The sequence below is a fragment of the Streptococcus gallinaceus genome, assembly GCF_040545695.1.
Lineage (GTDB): Bacteria > Bacillota > Bacilli > Lactobacillales > Streptococcaceae > Streptococcus > Streptococcus gallinaceus.
In genome coordinates this window covers 133,825-153,129 of record NZ_JBEPMK010000005.1, presented here as the reverse complement: position 1 = coordinate 153,129, position 19,305 = coordinate 133,825, and the positions used below count along the sequence as shown (strand labels likewise).

General features: G+C 42.7%; 13 protein-coding genes. 11 read left to right on the top strand and 2 right to left on the bottom strand.

Features of this window, described 5'->3' with window-relative positions; translation table 11 throughout:
* The first annotated feature begins 5 nt into the window (after window positions 1–5).
* From ABID27_RS07870 to ABID27_RS07835, 8 genes are all read left to right on the top strand, one after another.
* Window positions 6–983 carry a sugar-binding transcriptional regulator gene (locus ABID27_RS07870; RefSeq protein WP_354281405.1) on the top strand — a complete coding sequence of 326 codons (978 nt, stop codon included), beginning with the start codon at window positions 6–8 and terminating at the stop codon, window positions 981–983.
* A gap of 226 nt (window positions 984–1,209) precedes the next feature.
* Entirely contained in the window at window positions 1,210–1,530 is a 321-nt protein-coding gene (locus ABID27_RS07865; RefSeq protein ID WP_354281403.1) for a PTS lactose/cellobiose transporter subunit IIA, read from the top strand.
* 18 nt (window positions 1,531–1,548) lie between these two features.
* Window positions 1,549–1,854 (top strand): PTS sugar transporter subunit IIB, encoded by a 306-nt coding sequence (locus tag ABID27_RS07860; RefSeq protein WP_253365374.1) that lies wholly within the window; start codon window positions 1,549–1,551, stop codon window positions 1,852–1,854.
* Between the two features lie 18 nt (window positions 1,855–1,872).
* Window positions 1,873–3,174, top strand: a complete 1,302-nt coding sequence (locus tag ABID27_RS07855) for a PTS sugar transporter subunit IIC (protein ID WP_253365376.1) — start codon at window positions 1,873–1,875, stop codon at window positions 3,172–3,174.
* Between the two features lie 195 nt (window positions 3,175–3,369).
* Window positions 3,370–5,826 carry a glycyl radical protein gene (locus tag ABID27_RS07850; RefSeq protein ID WP_354281400.1) on the top strand — a complete coding sequence of 819 codons (2,457 nt, stop codon included), beginning with the start codon at window positions 3,370–3,372 and terminating at the stop codon, window positions 5,824–5,826.
* Window positions 5,827–5,835: 9 nt separating this feature from the next.
* Window positions 5,836–6,504: a fructose-6-phosphate aldolase gene (locus ABID27_RS07845; protein WP_253365385.1), complete on the top strand. Its 669-nt coding sequence runs from the start codon at window positions 5,836–5,838 to the stop codon at window positions 6,502–6,504.
* Between the two features lie 154 nt (window positions 6,505–6,658).
* Window positions 6,659–7,090: a CopY/TcrY family copper transport repressor gene (locus ABID27_RS07840; protein WP_354281442.1), complete on the top strand. Its 432-nt coding sequence runs from the start codon at window positions 6,659–6,661 to the stop codon at window positions 7,088–7,090.
* Between the two features lie 13 nt (window positions 7,091–7,103).
* Complete coding sequence (locus tag ABID27_RS07835) at window positions 7,104–7,313, top strand: heavy-metal-associated domain-containing protein (RefSeq protein ID WP_354281398.1); 210 nt, start codon at window positions 7,104–7,106, stop codon at window positions 7,311–7,313.
* 165 nt (window positions 7,314–7,478) lie between these two features.
* Here the strand turns inward: ABID27_RS07835 and ABID27_RS07830 are convergent, their stop codons facing one another.
* Both ABID27_RS07830 and tyrS read right to left on the bottom strand, forming a co-directional pair.
* Window positions 7,479–7,862 (bottom strand): HIT family protein, encoded by a 384-nt coding sequence (locus ABID27_RS07830; RefSeq protein ID WP_253365387.1) that lies wholly within the window; start codon window positions 7,860–7,862, stop codon window positions 7,479–7,481.
* Between the two features lie 43 nt (window positions 7,863–7,905).
* Window positions 7,906–9,162 carry a tyrosine--tRNA ligase gene (tyrS, locus tag ABID27_RS07825; RefSeq protein ID WP_354281396.1) on the bottom strand — a complete coding sequence of 419 codons (1,257 nt, stop codon included), beginning with the start codon at window positions 9,160–9,162 and terminating at the stop codon, window positions 7,906–7,908.
* A gap of 110 nt (window positions 9,163–9,272) precedes the next feature.
* Here tyrS and pbp1b point away from each other — a divergent pair, with 110 nt between their 5' ends.
* The 3 genes from pbp1b (at window position 9,273) to rpoC (ending at window position 19,193) form a co-directional block, all read left to right on the top strand.
* On the top strand, window positions 9,273–11,666 hold the full coding sequence (pbp1b, locus tag ABID27_RS07820; RefSeq protein ID WP_354281394.1) for a penicillin-binding protein PBP1B: 2,394 nt from the start codon (window positions 9,273–9,275) through the stop codon (window positions 11,664–11,666).
* A gap of 256 nt (window positions 11,667–11,922) precedes the next feature.
* A complete protein-coding gene (gene rpoB / locus ABID27_RS07815) occupies window positions 11,923–15,483 on the top strand; it encodes a DNA-directed RNA polymerase subunit beta (RefSeq protein WP_253365390.1) in 3,561 nt (1,186 codons plus the stop codon).
* A gap of 83 nt (window positions 15,484–15,566) precedes the next feature.
* Window positions 15,567–19,193, top strand: a complete 3,627-nt coding sequence (gene rpoC, locus ABID27_RS07810; RefSeq protein WP_253365392.1) for a DNA-directed RNA polymerase subunit beta' — start codon at window positions 15,567–15,569, stop codon at window positions 19,191–19,193.
* Window positions 19,194–19,305: the final 112 nt, after the last annotated feature.

Sequence of the window (19,305 nt, the reverse complement as noted above, 5' to 3'; positions counted from 1 at the left end):
GACTGATGAAGGTGGAGAAGAAAAGATTATTGGCTCGAGTTGCATATCTTTACTATGTAGAGGACAAGAGTCAGGCTCAAATCGCCGAAGAGTTGGGAATCTATAGAACGACAATTAGTCGAATGTTGGAGAGAGCAAAGCGAGAGGGAATTGTTCAAATTTCAATTAAGGAATTTAATCAAGATCTCTTTGCTCTAGAAGAATATCTTAGAAAAAAGTATGGATTAAAACAGGTTGAGTTGATAGAAGTATCTCAAGGGGCCACTAAAGATGAAAAGTTAGAGGAAATTGCTAGTGCTGCTGCAGAGATGATAAGGGGGATTGTCCGTTCAGGAGATGTGGTTGGCTTATCTTGGGGTTCAACCTTGAGTCGGACAATTGATAAGATAGGGTATAAGAGCTTGCAGGGGGTATTAGTCTGTCCATTGGCGGGTGGCCCAAGCCATATCAATTCTCGTTTTCATGTGAATAGTCTTGTCTATAGACTTTCGCAAGCTTTTCATAGCCAAAATATCTTTATCAATTCTATCGCAGTGCAGGAAACGAGTGAATTAGCAGAAGGTATTCGTTTTTCTAAGTATTTTGAAGAATTGAGAGAAGCTTGGCACAAAATCGATGTGGCGATTGTTGGAATAGGGGGACAATTGACCCCCTCAGAAGATAGTCAGTGGAGAGATTTGTTGACGGCTGCAGATTATCAAGTATTACTTGACAATCACGCTGTGGGGGAAATTTGTTGTCGATTCTTTGATGAAAACGGCTCTCCTGTCCATAAAGAATTGCAAGAGCGTACGATTGGCATAGAGTTAGGGGGATTGGCGCGTATCCCTAAAACGATTGGGATAGCCTACGGAGACCAAAAGGTGGCAGCGATTTTAGCAGCTATTCGGCAAGGTTACATCAATCATTTGGTGACAGATAAAGAGACGGCAATGAAGATGCTGTGGTTAGATCATGATAAATTTGAGTTTTCTGAGGAATAAATCAGTGGAAAGTCATAGTATGTAGACTATGACTTTTTTTATATTTTAATGAAAAAATATTTAAAAATGCACAAAAGTGCCAAAAAAAAGAATGCGAGGAAAGGTATTGAAAACGTTTGCTTTGAATGATATATTGAATATGTCAAATGAAATCGATTTGTTTACGAACAAAACAAAAAGAGTCTATTGAAATCATAGCACTCGAAAATAAAGAGGAGGAATATTGATGGAAATTATTGTAGCAGATCAAATTATTATGGGACTTATTTTTAATGCTGGTGACGCGAAGCAACATATTTATCAGGCTTTGAATCTAGCAAAAAAAGGGGAATTTGATAAGTGCCAAGCGGAGATTGATTTAGCAGACAACGCATTGCTAGAAGCACACAATCTACAAACACAATTTTTAGCGCAGGAAGCGAGTGGAAATAAGTCGGAAATTACAGCATTATTTGTGCATTCACAGGACCACTTGATGACCTCTATTACAGAGATCAATCTCATCAAAGAAATTATTGACCTACGTCAAGAACTATCTCAAAAATAAATTTAAAGGAGTTTTATCATGGTGAAAATAGCATTATTTTGTGCAGCAGGTTTTTCTACAGGAATGTTAGTGAATAACATGAAGGTGGCAGCAGGCAAGCGTGGATTGGAAGCAGAGATTAATGCTTACTCTCAAGGAAAAATTGCCGACTATGCTCCAAATATTGATGTTGCTCTACTTGGCCCACAGGTAGCCTATACTTTGGATAAGTCAGCAGTTATTTGTAAAGAACATGATGTGCCAATAGCAGTTATTCCGATGGCAGATTATGGTATGTTGGATGGGGAAAAAGTGCTTAATTTGGCGCTTGACTTGATTGCCTGATAAAAGAAGAGGTGTGAAATGGCAAAATTTGATACTCAAAAAGTGATTACCCCAATTATGAAATTTGTCAATATGCGGGGGATTATTGCTCTGAAAGATGGGATGCTCGCTATTTTACCACTTACTGTAGTGGGAAGTTTATTTCTTATTTTGGGACAGTTACCCTTTGAGGGATTAAACAAGGCGATTGCAAATGTATTTGGTGCCGGATGGACGGAACCGTTTATGCAAGTGTATGCAGGAACATTTGCTATCATGGGCTTGATTTCTTGTTTTGCGATTGGGTATGCTTATGCTAAAAATAGCGGTGTTGAACCATTACCGGCAGGAGTTCTTTCCGTTTCTTCTTTCTTTATTTTATTAAAATCTTCCTACATACCAGCTGAGGGAGAAGAAATAGCAGATGCGATGGCTAAGGTATGGTTCGGAGGGCAAGGTATTATTGGTGCAATTTTAATAGGTCTAGCAGTCGGCGCCATCTACACTTGGTTTATTCAACACCATGTTGTTATCAAAATGCCTGATCAAGTTCCACCAGCTATTTCGAAGCAGTTTGAAGCCATGACTCCAGCTTTTGTTGTCTTCCTGTTGTCTATGCTTGTGTATATCTTTGCTAAAGCAACTACTGGCGGCACCTTTATTGAAATGATTTATGCTATTATTCAGGTGCCATTGCAAGGTTTGACGGGTTCGCTTTATGGTGCCATCGGTATTGCCTTTTTTATCTCATTTTTATGGTGGTTTGGGGTTCACGGTCAGTCGGTGGTCAATGGGATTGTTACAGCACTTCTCTTGTCCAACCTAGATGCCAACAAAGCTCTCTTAGCGGCAGACAAACTTTCTCTCGACAATGGTGCGCATATTGTGACCCAACAGTTCTTGGATAGCTTTTTGATTTTATCAGGTTCAGGTATTACTTTTGGATTGGTTGTTGCGATGATGTTCGCGGCAAAATCAAAACAATATAAAGCGCTTGGGAAAGTGGCAGCATTTCCTACCTTATTTAATGTAAATGAACCAATCGTTTTTGGTTTCCCAATCGTGATGAATCCAGTTATGTTTGTTCCGTTTATTTTAGTGCCAATCTTAGCAGCTCTGATTGTTTACGGCTCGATCGCAATTGGCTTCATGCAACCATTCTCAGGAGTAACTCTTCCGTGGAGTACACCAGCCATTATTTCAGGATTTATGGTGGGTGGTTGGCAAGGTGTGGTAGTGCAGCTGATTGTCTTGGCTGTTTCCACAGTGGTTTATTTCCCATTCTTTAAAATCCAGGACAATATTGCCTATCAAAATGAATGTGCGTCTGAAAAAGCATAATGTAAAAAGCTGAGGCTATCTCCCTAGCTTTTTAATAAATTGATTTGCAGGAGTAAGAAATAAAAAATTGCACAAATGTGCGTCTGGAAACCAGTTTACCTAAACTTGTATTTTTACTTGAATTATAGCATTACAAGCGATATAATAATTTCGAAAGTAAACAAAAAAATTACAAACGAAACAAAGGAGCCGCTTATGACAGTCCAACGTTTAACACAAAAATACAACAACGATGTCCAACAAAATTCTCAAAAACATTTTGGGTATTTGACTGAGCGCATGTACGCTTATCGAGACAAGGTCTTGGACAAGAAGCCTTATATCGATGCAGAGCGTGCTATCTTAGCTACAGAAAGTTACCGTCAACATCAAGAAAAACCAAATGTATTGAAACGCGCTTATATGCTTCAAAATATTTTGGAAAAAATGACTCTTTATATTGACGATGAAACAATGATTGTTGGGAACCAAGCTTCATCAGATAAAGACGCTCCAATCTTCCCTGAGTACACACTTGAGTTTGTCATGAAAGAGCTGGATCTCTTTGAAAAGCGTGACGGTGATGTTTTCTACATCACAGAAGAAACAAAAGAGCAGCTACGTGAAATTGCTCCTTTTTGGGAAAATAACAACTTACGTGCGCGTGCAGGCGCAATGCTCCCTGATGAAGTACAAGTTTATATGGAAACAGGCTTCTTCGGTATGGAAGGTAAGATGAACTCAGGAGATGCCCATCTAGCGGTAAACTACCAAAAACTCCTTGAATTTGGCTTGGTTGGCTTTGAAAAACGTACTAGAGAAGCGAAAGCTAAACTTGATTTAACAGACCCAGCAAGCATTGATAAGTACCATTTTTATGATTCTATTCTTATTACGATTGCAGCGGTTAAAACCTATGCTACTCGTTTTGCAACCTTGGCCAAAGAAATGGCAGAAACAGCAGATGAGAAACGTCGTAAAGAACTATTAGAAATTGCAGCAATCTGTGAGCGCGTGCCCTACTATCCTGCACAAACATTTGCAGAAGCTGTTCAGTCAGTCTGGTTTATCCAGTGTATCCTCCAAATCGAATCTAATGGGCATTCCTTGTCTTATGGACGTTTTGATCAATACATGTATCCATATGTGAAGGCAGATCTAGAAGCAGGTCGTGAAACGGAAGATTCAGTTGTAGAACGCTTGACCAACCTGTGGATTAAGACAATCACTATCAATAAAGTTCGCAGTCAGGCTCATACATTCTCATCAGCGGGGAGCCCACTTTATCAAAATGTTACAATTGGTGGACAAACACGTGATAAGAAAGATGCAGTTAATCCATTATCCTTCTTAGTACTGAAATCTGTTGCTCAAACTCACCTACCACAACCAAACTTGACAGTTCGTTACCATGCAGGACTGAATCCTGATTTTATGAATGAAGCAATCGAAGTAATGAAACTTGGTTTTGGGATGCCAGCTTTTAACAACGATGAAGTTATTATTCCATCATTCATCAATAAAGGTGTTGCAGAAGATGATGCCTATGATTATTCTGCGATTGGCTGTGTAGAGACAGCAGTGCCGGGTAAATGGGGGTACCGTTGTACAGGTATGAGTTATATCAATTTCCCTAAAATCTTGCTCATTACCATGAATGATGGTATTGATCCAGCATCAGGTAAACGGTTTACTCCAGGTTATGGTCATTTTAAAGATATGAAGACCTATGCAGAACTGAAAGCAGCTTGGGATAAGAATCTTCGTTATCTAACTCGTATGAGTGTTATCGTAGAAAATGCAATTGATATCAGCCTTGAGCGGGAAGTGCCGGATATCCTTTGTTCGGCGCTTACAGATGATTGTATCGGTCGCGGGAAGCACCTGAAAGAGGGCGGAGCAGTCTACGACTATATCTCTGGGTTACAAGTTGGGATTGCCAATCTGTCAGATTCTCTAGCGGCATTGAAGAAACTAGTATTTGAAGAAAAACGCTTGACGACAGATGAATTGTGGGATGTCTTGCAAAGTAATTATGCAGGTAAACGTGGCGAAGAAATTCGTCAAATGTTGATTAACGATGCACCAAAATACGGTAACGATGATGACTATGCTGACAGCCTCGTCCGCGAGTGCTATGATGTCTACGTTGACGAAATTGTGAAATATCCAAACACTCGTTATGGTCGAGGACCAATTGGAGGTATCCGCTACTCTGGCACATCCTCAATCTCTGCTAATGTGGGTCAAGGTCGTGGCACGTTAGCGACACCAGATGGTCGCCATGCAGGAACACCACTAGCAGAAGGTTGCTCGCCATCGCATAATATGGATAAAAAAGGGCCTACTTCTGTTTTGAAATCTGTTTCTAAATTACCAACGGAAGAGATTGTTGGTGGTGTTCTTCTTAATCAAAAAGTGAACCCACAAACATTGGCCAAAGAAGAAGATAAGCAAAAACTTATTGCTCTTCTCAGAACGTTCTTCAATCGCCTTCATGGCTATCATATCCAGTACAATGTTGTATCGCGAGAAACCTTGATTGATGCGCAAAAACATCCTGAAAAACACCGTGACTTGATTGTACGTGTTGCAGGGTATTCAGCCTTCTTCAACGTTCTTTCCAAAGCAACACAAGACGATATCATTGCACGTACAGAACATGCTCTTTAGGAGAATATTATGGAATTTTTACTAGATACTTTAAATTTAGAGGCCATAAAAAAATGGCATCATATCTTACCGTTGGCTGGTGTAACTTCTAATCCAACCATTGCCAAAAAGGAAGGTCAAATTGACTTTTTCCAACGAATTCGAGATGTTCGTGAGATTATTGGACAAGATGCTAGTTTACATGTCCAAGTAGTAGCAAAGGATTATGAAGGCATTGTTAAAGATGCGCAGAAGATTCGTGAGGAGACAGACGACCATGTCTATATCAAAATTCCTGTAACCCCGGACGGTCTTGCAGCGATTAAAACCTTGAAGAGCCAAGGGTTTAATATCACAGCAACCGCCATCTATACAACAATGCAAGGGTTGTTAGCTATTTCAGCAGGTGCAGATTATCTAGCTCCATATTATAATCGGATGGAGAATCTGGATATTGATCCGATTCAAGTGATTGGCGAATTGGTGGATGCAATTGACAGAACAGGTTCGTCTAGTAAAGTTTTGGCGGCGAGTTTCAAAAATGCAAGTCAGGTGACAAAAGCCTTGGCCCAGGGAGCACAATCTATCACGGCAGGTCCAGATGTGTTTGAAGCAGCCTTTGCGATGCCTTCGATTGCAAAAGCGGTAGATGATTTTGCAGCGGATTGGAAAGCAACACAAGGCAAGGATTACATTTAATAATAACCCTACCTAATTTTAGGTAGGGTTATTTTGTGAGTCTGTGTGCATCTAGCGATGTTTGATGCATAGCCTCCATGCCTAGACGGAAATACATTTCCTTGACAAATGTTGATTACAAATGTAAACTAAAAGTGGTTAGGAGGTCTTTATGATAGAACAAATCATGTCTGCGGCCGAGTGGCAGGCTATGCGTGTTGTGTGGTCTCATCCAGGTTCCAACTCACAATTTATCATATCATCTCTGCAGGAAGGCTTTGACTGGCAGGCGGCTACGATTAAGACCCTGCTGGGTCGTTTGCGGAAAAAAGGCTATTTAGAGATGGAAAAAGTTGGGACGACCTATCGTTACCAACCCCTGGTGACAGAAAAAGAGCATCTCAGCGGGCAAATCCAGACCATATTGGACAATGTTTGTTCGACGAAAAATGGTCAACTGGTGGAGGCCTTGTTGGAGCAGGGGCAATTTTCCACGTCGGACTTGCACAAGATTTTGAGCAAAATAGAGAATTTGACAAAAAATTCACCAGAAACCCTGATTTGTCATTGTTTATCAGGTCAATGTACCTGTGGTCATCACCACTAGAAAAGAGAAAAAGATGAAACAAACACTTACAATCGAGCACATGTCTTGTCAAAATTGTGTGAAACATGTCACAGAACACTTGTCTGCTCTGGAGGGAGTGATTGGTGTCAGCGTGGACTTGGATGCAAAACAAGCAACAGTTGACACACAGACCGAGCGTTCGCAGACGGACTACCAAACGGCACTTGAAGATACGATCTACGAAGTCATTGCAGTCGGCTAAGTAGAAAATGAAAAGAGAGTGGGACTCAATCGTGATTTCGCAGAAATCGATTTTGTTGACAATTGCTTTGCAAATTTTATTTCCAGCTTAAAAAGGTCTCCCGGTGCGTCAATCTGTTAAAATTACAATAAAAGTTAAGAACCTAGGACTGAGTCCTAGGTTCTTTTAGATTGTCTTCAAAAAATTGTTCAGGTCCCAGTCTTCTGTCGGGATTTCAAGTTTGTCCCAAAATCCGTCATTTTTCCGTCTAGGAATCAAGTGCAGGTGGAAGTGGGTCCCAGTATCCATCAGCTCCTTGTCATTGCTGGCACTTGTAACACCAGCAATTGGCAAACTCGTTTCAAGCGCAGCAATCAGTTTGGCTTGTAACTCGATGAGTTCATGCAAGAGTGGCTTTGGCAATTCGGTCATACTCTCGTAATGGTCTTTTGAAATGATGAGGAGATGACCTGTCTGGATAGGGTCTATATCAAAGACAACTTTGAAGTGAGGTGTTTGGTGGATGATTTGCTTCTCTGTGATGAAGTTGCAAAAGATACAATTTTCCATAAAATCTCCTTATGAAAAAACGAGCCGAAGCTCGTTAAGGGTATTAGTAAGTTACGACGAAGTGTTTTTTCTTACCACGACGGATAACAGTTAATTCATTTTCCAATTTGTCTTGGTCTGAAAGGACGTAGTTGAGGTCTTGGATGCGATCGCCGTTGACGTAGATAGCGCCATTTTGCACATCTTCACGCGCTTGGCGTTTTGAAGTGACAACACCAGCTGTTACGAGGAGTTCAACGATGTTGAGGTTGTCGTCAGATTTCACTTGGTGATTTGGAACGCCACGGAGACCTTGCTTGAGTTCTTTGACAGAAAGACCTTTGATATTGCCAGCAAAGAGTTGCTCAGTGATGTTGAGGGCTTGGTTGTAGGCTTCTTGACCGTGAACAAGTGTGACCACTTCGCGTGCCAATGTTTTTTGTGCCAAACGTTCGTGTGGTGCTGCTTCAAATTGAACGCGGATGTCTTCGATTTCTTCTAGTGTGAGGAAAGTGAAGATTTTCAAGAAACGAACAGCGTCGGCATCCATAACGTTGAGCCAGAATTGGTACATTTCGTATGGTGATGTTTTGTCCGCATCGAGCCAAACGGCGTTACCTTCAGATTTACCGAATTTTTTACCAGTTGAATCGGTGATAAGTGGCACCGTTACAACATGACCAGTTTTGTCTGCTTTACGACGAAGGAGTTCGGTACCTGCGGTCATATTTCCCCATTGGTCAGAACCACCGATTTGAAGTGTGACATTGTATTTGTCGTTGAGTTCGTAGAAGTCATAACCTTGCATAATTTGGTAGGCAAATTCAGTATATGAAATCCCTGTTTCAATCCGTTTTTTTACAGATTCTTTGCTCATCATGTAGTTAACAGTGAAGTATTTCCCCACATCACGAAGGAAGTCGATAAAGCTCACGCTACCAAACCAATCGTAGTTATTGACCATGACAGCTTTGTTGTCCCCATTTTCAAAGTCGAGGAAGCGAGAAAGCTGTCCTTGGATTTTTCCAACCCAGCCATCAACGGTGTCTTTGGTTTGAAGGCTGCGCTCTGCATCTTTAAAGGATGGGTCACCGATCAATCCAGTTGCGCCACCAACAAGAACATAAGGTTTGTGACCAGCCAATTGAAGACGACGAGATGTCAAGATAGCAACGAGGTGGCCTAAGTGAAGACTATCAGCTGTAGGGTCGTAACCAGTATAATAAGAGACAGAACCCTTTTCTAACGCTTTACGAAGCGCCTCTTCGTCTGTTGTCTGAAAGACAAGCCCACGTTCTTTGAGTTCATCAAAAATGTTCATAAATACACCTACAGTTTCTAATTAATATTCTATCTTTCTATTATATCAAATAGGAAATTTTCGTCAAATACAAGAAAATGTGATAAAATAGGGGTAATATGAGGTTTTTTATGGTAAATAAACAGGATAAAAAAGAAGAGAAAAAGTCAACAGAAAATGAGAAATTGACGGCAGGAGATATTTTAGGAATTATCCTGCGTAGTATTAAGTTGACGGTGAATTTTTTAGTTGTCTTGGGCTGCTTACTTGGCGTCTTTGGAGCAGGGATTGGAGTTGGATTTGTTGCCAATCTTTTTGACCAAGTAAAAGTGCCAGACAAAAAGGAATTGCTGACCCAAGTGGGCAATATCAGTAGTATTTCCAAAGTGGTTTACTCGGACAATAGTCTCATCTCAGAAGTAAGCTCTGACCTGCTACGCACACCGGTCACAGGCGACAACATTTCTCAGAATATTAAGGATGCGGTCGTTGCGACAGAGGATGCGACCTTTGAGTCTCACAATGGAGTGGTGCCGAAAGCTGTTCTCCGTGCTGCCTTGGGCTCAGCTGGAATGGGCTCATCAAGTGGTGGTTCTACCTTAACGCAGCAGTTGATTAAGCAACAGCTTGTAGGAGATGCGCCAACATTTAGCCGTAAGGCAAACGAGATTGTTTCAGCCTTGGCGCTAGAACGGGCCATGAAAAAGGACGACATTTTAACAATTTATCTGAATGTTTCTCCTTTTGGCCGCAATAACCACGGGTTGAATATTGCAGGTGTTGAAGAAGCGGCACAAGGAATTTTTGGAAAATCAGCTAAGGACTTGTCCGTTCCGCAAGCAGCTTTTATCGCGGGATTGCCACAGAGTCCCATTGTCTATTCTCCGTACTCAGTAGATGGAACCTTTAAGTCTGATGAAAATATGAGCTATGGCTTGGCTCGTCAAAAAGATGTTCTCTACAACATGTATCGAACAGGTAAGCTCAGCCAGCAAGATTATGAGACTTATAAAGCCTACGATATCAAGAAAGATTTCATCGCACCATCCCCTGTAACGGGAGACAATAAGGATTATCTGTATTACGCTGTCATGGCTGAAGCCAAGGATGTCATGTATGATTACCTGATTAAACGTGACAAAGTATCTGCAAATGACCTTAAAAACGACAAGACGGTAGCATCCTATAAGGAATTGGCAGAAAAAGAAATCAGCCAAGGTGGCTACACAATCAAGAGTACAGTTGATAAGGGGATCTACAATACTATGCAAAGTGTCGCAGCTAACCACGGCTATGAATTGGATGCCAATAACGGTTATGTTGAGACGGGGAGTGTGTTATTAGATAACCATAGCGGTGCGATTTTAGGTTTTATCGGTGGTCGTGATTATGCCAACAACCAAAACAACCACGCGCTTTCTACGAAGCGTTCGCCGGGTTCTACTGTCAAGCCCTTCTTGGCTTATGGTATTGCGATCGACCAGGGGCTGATGGGGTCGGCTAGTATCCTGTCCAATTACCCTGCAACCTTTGCAGACGGCACCCAGATTATGCACGGAAATAGTAGTGGTACAGGCATGATGACTTTACAAAATGCCCTAAACGCCTCGGCTAATATTCCAGCTTTCTGGACTTATAAAATGCTACAAAACAACGGTGTTGATGTCAAATCCTACATGGATAAGATGCACTACGACATCTCGATGTACGATATTGAAAGTTTGCCTCTCGGTGGAGGAATTGAAACAACCGTTGCAGAAAACACCAATGCCTATCAAGCACTGGCAAATGGTGGTGTTTACCAGCAAAAATACATCATCGACTCTATTACAGCAGCAGATGGGACGGAGATTTACAAGCATCAGGCTAAGCCTGTGCAGGTCTACTCAAAAGCAACCTCTAGCATCATGATGCAGTTGCTAAAAGGAGTACTAACTTCTGGCGAAACAACGACCTTCCCGAGTCGATTGTCGGCCTTGAATCCCGGACTTGCTTCAAGCGGTGTCTTGGCAGGGAAAACGGGGACAAGTAATGACACGGCCGATGTATGGCTTATGTTATCAACGCCTTCTGTAACCCTGGGTACTTGGGCGGGACACGATGACAATACAGAAATGCACTACTTGACTGGGTACAACAATAACGCCCAGTATTCAGCCTACTTGGTAAATGCCTTGGCGCAAGCCAAACCCGAGTGGTTCTCTACCGGCTTTAACATGGATAGCTCGGTTATTTCCTCATCAGTCCTGGCCTCAACGGGTCAAAAATCTGGTACAGCCCAGGTAAATGGTCGTTCCATTACCGTTTCTGGTGCGACCACAACCAGCTATTGGGCGAAAAATGGGGCACCGATTACCAGCTATGACTTTATGGTTGGTGGAACGGATAGCGATAAAGCGCGTGCGTGGAATAGCTTGTTTGGTACGGTGAATGAAACCAAGAGATCGTCCTCAACCAAGAGCTCTTCATCTACGACAAAACCATCCAGTTCGACAACACCAAGCAGCTCACAAAGGAGCGAATAAACTTGTAATAGACACGGAATTGTGCTATAATATAGAGAAATAATTTGTCGTGTGTCTTGTGTGAAATATTGTCCATACAAGGCTTGCAGCAGTTAAATCATACTTTTCAAAAAGGAAGATTTAGCTGCTCTTTTTGTGTCTATTTGACGGATTTTTGGGAATTGTAACCTATTCTTAAAGATTCTAAAAATTCTAACAAAAGACAAATGTGTTTGATTTTGCAAAAAATCAATAGAAAAAATAGAGGAGAATTAACTTGGCAGGACATGACGTTCAATACGGGAAACATCGTACCCGTCGTAGTTTTTCAAGAATCAAGGAAGTTCTTGATTTACCAAATTTGATTGAAATCCAAACAGATTCATTCAAAGACTTCTTGGACAGTGGTTTGAAAGAAGTGTTTGAAGATGTACTTCCAGTATCAAACTTTACAGATACAATGGAGTTGGAATTTGTTGGTTATGAATTGAAAGAGCCTAAGTATACATTGGAAGAAGCGCGTTCGCACGACGCTAACTACTCAGCGCCAATCTTTGTAACTTTCCGCTTGGTCAATAAAGAAACTGGTGAGATTAAAACTCAGGAAGTTTTCTTCGGTGAATTCCCAATCATGACTGAAATGGGAACCTTTATCATCAATGGTGCAGAGCGTATTATCGTATCTCAGCTCGTTCGTTCACCAGGTGTTTACTTCAATGATAAGATAGACAAAAATGGTAAAGTAGGCTATGGCTCAACTGTTATCCCTAACCGCGGTGCTTGGTTGGAATTGGAAACAGATTCAAAAGATATTGCCTATACTCGTATCGACCGCACACGTAAAATTCCATTTACGACTTTGGTGCGTGCACTTGGTTTCTCAGGTGATGATGAAATCTTTGATATCTTTGGTGATAGCGAATTAGTCCGCAACACCATCGAAAAAGATATCCATAAAAATCCAGCAGATTCACGTACAGACGAAGCCTTGAAAGAAATTTACGAACGCCTTCGTCCAGGTGAGCCCAAAACAGCTGAAAGCTCACGTAGCCTTTTGACAGCTCGTTTCTTCGACCCACGTCGTTACGATTTGGCACCTGTTGGTCGTTACAAAATCAACAAGAAACTCAACCTTCGCACACGCTTGCTCAACCAAACATTGGCTGAACATGTGATCAACAGTGAAACAGGTGAAATTGTTCTCGAAGCTGGCACAGTCTTGAACCGTGACGTTTTGGAATCAATTGAAGGACAATTCGATGAGCTCAACCAAGTTGAATACATTCCAAATGACGCTGCTGTTGTCGTTGAACCTGTTCTCTTGCAAAAATTCAAGATTGTAGCTCCAACTGATCCAGACCGCGTTGTAACTGTTATTGGTAATGCAAATCCAGCTGAAAATGTTCGCACTGTTACTCCAGCTGATATCTTGGCAGAAATGTCTTACTTCCTTAACCTTGCTGAAGGTTTGGGTCGCGTAGATGATATCGACCACTTGGGGAACCGCCGTATCCGTGCCGTTGGTGAATTGCTTGCTAACCAAGTACGTATCGGTTTGACGCGTATGGAACGTAACTTGCGTGAGCGTATGAGCGTTCAAGACAATGAAGTCTTAACACCTCAACAAATCATCAATATCCGCCCTGTAACAGCTGCTATCAAAGAATTTTTCGGTTCATCACAGTTGTCACAGTTCATGGACCAACACAACCCGCTTTCTGAGTTGTCACACAAACGCCGTTTGTCAGCCTTAGGACCTGGTGGTTTGACACGTGACCGTGCCGGATATGAAGTACGTGACGTGCACTACACTCACTACGGTCGTATGTGTCCGATTGAAACACCTGAAGGACCAAACATCGGTTTGATCAATAACTTGTCTTCATATGGACACCTCAACAAGTACGGTTTCATCCAAACACCATATCGTAAGATTGACCGCGCAACTGGTACAGTCACAAATGAAATCGTCTGGTTGACAGCGGATGAAGAAGATGCCTACATCGTAGCTCAATCTACTTCACCACTTGACGAAAACAACCGCTTTATCGACGAAATCGTTATGGGTCGTCACCAAGGTAATAACCAAGAATTCCCAGCTGCATCTGCTGACTTTATGGACGTATCTCCTAAGCAGGTAGTTGCCGTTGCGACAGCATGTATTCCTTTCTTGGAAAACGATGACTCCAACCGTGCCCTCATGGGTGCCAACATGCAACGTCAGGCTGTGCCATTGATTGATCCCAAAGCACCTTATGTGGGTACAGGTATGGAATACCAAGCAGCCCATGACTCTGGTGCCGCAATCATCGCTCAACACGATGGTAAGGTTACTTACTCTGACGCTGACAAGGTAGAAGTTCGTCGCGAAGATGGTTCTTTGGACGTTTACCACGTTTCAAAATTCCGTCGTTCAAACTCAGGTACTGCTTACAACCAACGTACACTTGTTAAAGTTGGCGATGTGATTGAAAAAGGCGACTTCATCGCAGATGGTCCTTCTATGGAAAATGGTGAAATGGCCCTTGGACAAAACCCAATCGTTGCCTACATGACATGGGAAGGTTACAACTTCGAGGATGCCGTTATCATGAGCGAACGCCTTGTGAAAGATGATGTTTATACATCTGTTCACTTGGAAGAATATGAATCAGAAACACGCGATACAAAGCTCGGACCTGAAGAAATTACACGTGAAATTCCAAACGTTGGTGAAGATGCACTTCGCCAATTGGATGAAATGGGTATCATCCGTATCGGTGCGGAAGTTAAAGAAGGCGACATCTTGGTTGGTAAAGTCACACCTAAGGGTGAAAAAGATCTATCAGCAGAAGAACGTCTCTTGCACGCTATCTTCGGTGACAAATCACGCGAAGTACGTGATACATCTCTTCGTGTACCACACGGTGCCGATGGTGTTGTCCGCGATGTGAAAATCTTTACTCGTGCAAACGGTGATGAATTGCAATCAGGCGTAAACATGCTTGTTCGTGTTTACATCGCTCAAAAACGTAAAATCAAGGTCGGAGATAAGATGGCCGGTCGTCACGGTAACAAGGGTGTCGTTTCACGTATTGTTCCAGTTGAAGACATGCCATATCTTCCAGACGGAACTCCAGTTGATATTATGTTGAACCCACTCGGGGTACCATCACGTATGAACATCGGTCAGGTAATGGAACTTCACTTGGGTATGGCTGCTCGCAACTTGGGTATCCACATTGCAACACCAGTCTTTGATGGAGCAAGCTCAGAAGACCTTTGGTCAACTGTTAAAGAAGCAGGCATGGATTCAGATGCCAAAACAATTCTTTACGATGGCCGTACAGGTGAGCCATTTGATAACCGTGTATCCGTTGGTGTCATGTACATGATCAAACTTCACCACATGGTTGATGATAAACTTCACGCTCGTTCAGTCGGACCTTACTCACTCGTTACCCAACAACCGCTTGGTGGTAAAGCACAATTCGGTGGACAACGTTTCGGTGAGATGGAGGTTTGGGCCCTTGAAGCCTATGGTGCGTCAAATGTCCTTCAAGAAATCTTGACTTACAAGTCAGATGATGTAACGGGTCGTTTGAAAGCCTATGAAGCCATCACAAAAGGTAAACCAATTCCAAAACCAGGTGTTCCAGAATCATTCCGCGTTCTTGTAAAAGAATTGCAATCACTTGGTCTTGACATGCGTGTCCTTGATGAAGATGACAATGAAGTTGAATTGCGTGACCTTGATGAAGGGGAAGATGATGACATCATCCACGTAGATGATCTTGAAAAAGCACGTGCTAAAGTTGCAGCAGATGCCGCAGCAGCATTCGCACAATCAGAAGAGTAAAAATAGGTTGGGGAGTTTCTCCCCGCCGGCCTATTTTGCAAAAGTCGATGATTCGGCTTGAAACAAACAGAAAGGGATAAATAGTGGTTGACGTAAATCGATTTAAAAGTATGCAAATCACGTTAGCTTCTCCAAGTAAGGTCCGTTCATGGTCTTACGGTGAAGTTAAAAAACCTGAAACAATCAACTATCGTACGCTCAAACCTGAGCGTGATGGACTCTTTGATGAAGTCATCTTTGGTCCAACAAAAGACTGGGAATGTGCTTGTGGTAAGTACAAACGTATCCGTTACAAAGGAATCGTCTGTGACCGCTGTGGTGTTGAAGTAACACGTGCAAAAGTTCGTCGTGAACGTATGGGTCACATCGAGTTGAAAGCACCTATCTCACATATTTGGTATTTCAAAGGAATTCCATCTCGTATGGGTCTGACCTTGGATATGAGTCCACGTGCACTTGAGGAAGTCATCTACTTCGCAGCCTATGTGGTCATTGATCCAAAAGAAACGCCACTTGAACACAAATCTATCATGACAGAGCGCGAATACCGTGAGCGTTTACGTGAATACGGTTCAGGCTCATTTGTCGCTAAAATGGGTGCAGAAGCTATCCAAGACCTCTTGAGACAAGTAGACTTGGCTGCTGAAATTGCTGCGCTTAAGGACGAGTTGAAAACAGCAACGGGTCAAAAACGAATTAAAGCAGTTCGTCGTTTGGACGTTCTTGATGCTTTCCAAAAATCTGGTAACAAACCTGAATGGATGATTCTCAATATCCTTCCAGTTATCCCACCAGATCTTCGTCCGATGGTTCAATTGGATGGTGGACGTTTTGCGGCATCTGACTTGAACGAACTCTACCGTCGTGTTATCAACCGTAACAACCGCTTAGCTCGCTTGCTTGAATTGAATGCGCCAGGTATCATCGTACAAAATGAAAAACGCATGTTGCAAGAAGCGGTTGATGCCTTGATTGATAATGGTCGTCGTGGCCGTCCAATCACAGGACCAGGTAGCCGTCCACTCAAATCTCTTAGCCACATGCTGAAAGGTAAACAAGGACGCTTCCGTCAAAACTTGCTCGGTAAACGTGTTGATTTCTCAGGACGTTCCGTTATCGCTGTAGGTCCAACTCTTAAAATGTACCAATGTGGTGTGCCACGTGAAATGGCCATCGAGCTCTTCAAACCATTTGTGATGCGTGAAATTGTTGCGCGTGACATTGCCGGTAACGTAAAAGCTGCGAAACGCTTGATTGAGCGTGGAGATGACCGTATTTGGGATATTCTTGAAGAAGTTATCAAAGAACACCCAGTTCTTCTTAACCGCGCACCTACCCTCCACCGTCTTGGTATCCAAGCTTTTGAACCAGTTTTGATTGATGGTAAGGCACTTCGTCTTCACCCACTTGTCTGTGAAGCCTACAATGCCGACTTTGACGGGGACCAAATGGCCATCCACGTACCATTGTCAGAAGAAGCTCAAGCAGAAGCTCGTATCTTGATGTTGGCTGCTGAGCACATCCTTAACCCTAAAGATGGGAAACCAGTTGTAACACCGTCTCAGGATATGGTTTTGGGTAACTACTACTTGACTATGGAAGAAGCTGGTCGTGAAGGCGAAGGTATGGTCTTCAAGGATGCGGATGAAGCTGTGATGGCTTACCGCAACGGCGTTGTTCACTTGCATACCCGTGTTGGTATCGCAACAGACAGCCTTGACAAACCTTGGACTGACTTCCAAAAACACAAAGTCATGATGACAACTGTTGGTAAAATTCTCTTCAACGCGATTATGCCTGAAGGCTTGCCATACTTGCAAGAACCAAATAATGCCAACTTGACAGAAGGTACACCAGATAAGTACTTCTTGACACCAGGTAGCGACATCAAAGCAGCAATTGCTGAACTTGAGATTAACCCACCATTCAAGAAGAAAAATCTTGGAAATATCATCGCAGAAATCTTCAAACGTTTCCGTACGACTGAAACCTCTGCCCTTCTTGACCGTTTGAAAGACCTTGGTTACTACCACTCAACTCTTGCTGGATTGACAGTGGGTATCGCCGATATCCCAGTTATTGACAACAAGGCTGAAATCATTGAGGCTGCTCATGAGCGTGTTGAGCAAATCAAGAAACAATTCCGTCGTGGTATGATTACAGAAGATGAGCGTTACACTGCTGTTACAGACGAGTGGCGTTCAGCTAAGGAAAAACTTGAAAAACGTTTGACAGAATCACAAGATCCTAAGAACCCAATCGTTATGATGATGGACTCAGGTGCCCGTGGTAACATCTCAAACTTCTCACAGCTTGCCGGTATGCGTGGTCTGATGTCAGCGCCTAACGGACGTATCATGGAATTGCCTATCTTGTCAAACTTCCGTGAAGGTTTGAGCGTTTTGGAAATGTTCTTCTCAACTCACGGTGCGCGTAAAGGTATGACCGATACGGCCCTTAAGACAGCCGACTCAGGTTACTTGACTCGTCGTTTAGTTGACGTTGCCCAAGACGTTATCATTCGTGAAGATGACTGTGGAACAGACCGTGGTCTTGATATTCGTTCGATCACAGATGGTAAAGAAATGATTGAACCACTTGAAGAACGTCTTCAAGGTCGTTACACTAAGAAATCTGTTAAACATCCAGAAACTGGTGAGCTTATCATCGGTCCAAACGAATTGATTACAGAAGATATTGCTCGTCAAATTGTCAATGCTGGTGTTGAACAAGTTACTATCCGTAGCGTATTTACATGTAACACTCGCCACGGTGTCTGCCGTCACTGTTATGGTATTAACTTGGCGACAGGCGATGCAGTTGAGGTTGGTGAAGCAGTTGGTACAATCGCTGCCCAATCTATCGGTGAACCTGGTACACAGCTTACAATGCGTACCTTCCACACGGGTGGTGTTGCCTCTAACAGCGATATCACACAAGGTCTCCCTCGTGTCCAAGAAATCTTTGAAGCGCGTAACCCTAAAGGGGAAGCGGTTATCACAGAAGTTAAGGGTGAAGTTACAGCTATTGATGAAGATGCCGCAACTCGTACTAAGAAAGTTTACGTTAAAGGTCAAACTGGCGAAGGCGAATATGTGGTACCATTTACAGCTCGTATGAAGGTTGAAGTGGGTGACAAAGTTGCCCGCGGTGCAGCCCTTACCGAAGGTTCAATCCAACCAAAACGCTTGCTTGAAGTCCGTGACGTCTTGTCTGTGGAAACTTATCTTCTTTCTGAAGTTCAAAAAGTTTACCGTAGCCAAGGGGTAGAAATCGGTGACAAACACATCGAGGTAATGGTTCGCCAAATGCTTCGTAAAGTTCGTGTCATGGATCCAGGTGATACTGAATTGCTCATGGGTACCCTTATGGATATCACTGACTTTACAGATGCCAATGTAGAAGTGGTTATCGCAGGTGGTATTCCAGCCACAGCACGTCCAGTTCTCATGGGAATCACCAAAGCTTCCCTTGAAACTAACTCATTCTTGTCAGCTGCGTCCTTCCAAGAAACAACTCGTGTCTTGACAGATGCTGCTATCCGTGGTAAACGTGATAACCTCCTTGGTCTTAAGGAAAATGTTATCATCGGTAAGATCATCCCAGCTGGTACTGGTATGGCTCGTTACCGCAACCTTGAACCACAAGCCATCAATGAAGTTGAAATCATTGAAGCTGAAGAAGTGACAGAAGAACCTGTAACTGAATAAAGGTAAAAGCACACCAATTGGTGTGCTTTTTTGTGAACATTTTCCCGAGCGGAATTTTTCATTTTTTTCGTAAAATAAGCTATAATAAGCCATACAAAGGAAGAATGGGTAG

Bases quoted from the DNA above. Each gene is read 5' to 3' on its own strand.
- ABID27_RS07835 (WP_354281398.1), top strand. From the start codon at position 7,104: ATGAAACAAACACTTACAATCGAGCACATGTCTTGTCAAAATTGTGTG.
- pbp1b (WP_354281394.1), top strand. From the start codon at position 9,273: ATGGTAAATAAACAGGATAAAAAAGAAGAGAAAAAGTCAACAGAAAAT.
- ABID27_RS07855 (WP_253365376.1), top strand. From the start codon at position 1,873: ATGGCAAAATTTGATACTCAAAAAGTGATTACCCCAATTATGAAATTT.
- ABID27_RS07865 (WP_354281403.1), top strand. From the start codon at position 1,210: ATGGAAATTATTGTAGCAGATCAAATTATTATGGGACTTATTTTTAAT.
- ABID27_RS07850 (WP_354281400.1), top strand. From the start codon at position 3,370: ATGACAGTCCAACGTTTAACACAAAAATACAACAACGATGTCCAACAA.
- tyrS (WP_354281396.1), bottom strand. From the start codon at position 9,162: ATGAACATTTTTGATGAACTCAAAGAACGTGGGCTTGTCTTTCAGACA.
- ABID27_RS07845 (WP_253365385.1), top strand. From the start codon at position 5,836: ATGGAATTTTTACTAGATACTTTAAATTTAGAGGCCATAAAAAAATGG.
- ABID27_RS07860 (WP_253365374.1), top strand. From the start codon at position 1,549: ATGGTGAAAATAGCATTATTTTGTGCAGCAGGTTTTTCTACAGGAATG.
- ABID27_RS07830 (WP_253365387.1), bottom strand. From the start codon at position 7,862: ATGGAAAATTGTATCTTTTGCAACTTCATCACAGAGAAGCAAATCATC.
- ABID27_RS07870 (WP_354281405.1), top strand. From the start codon at position 6: ATGAAGGTGGAGAAGAAAAGATTATTGGCTCGAGTTGCATATCTTTAC.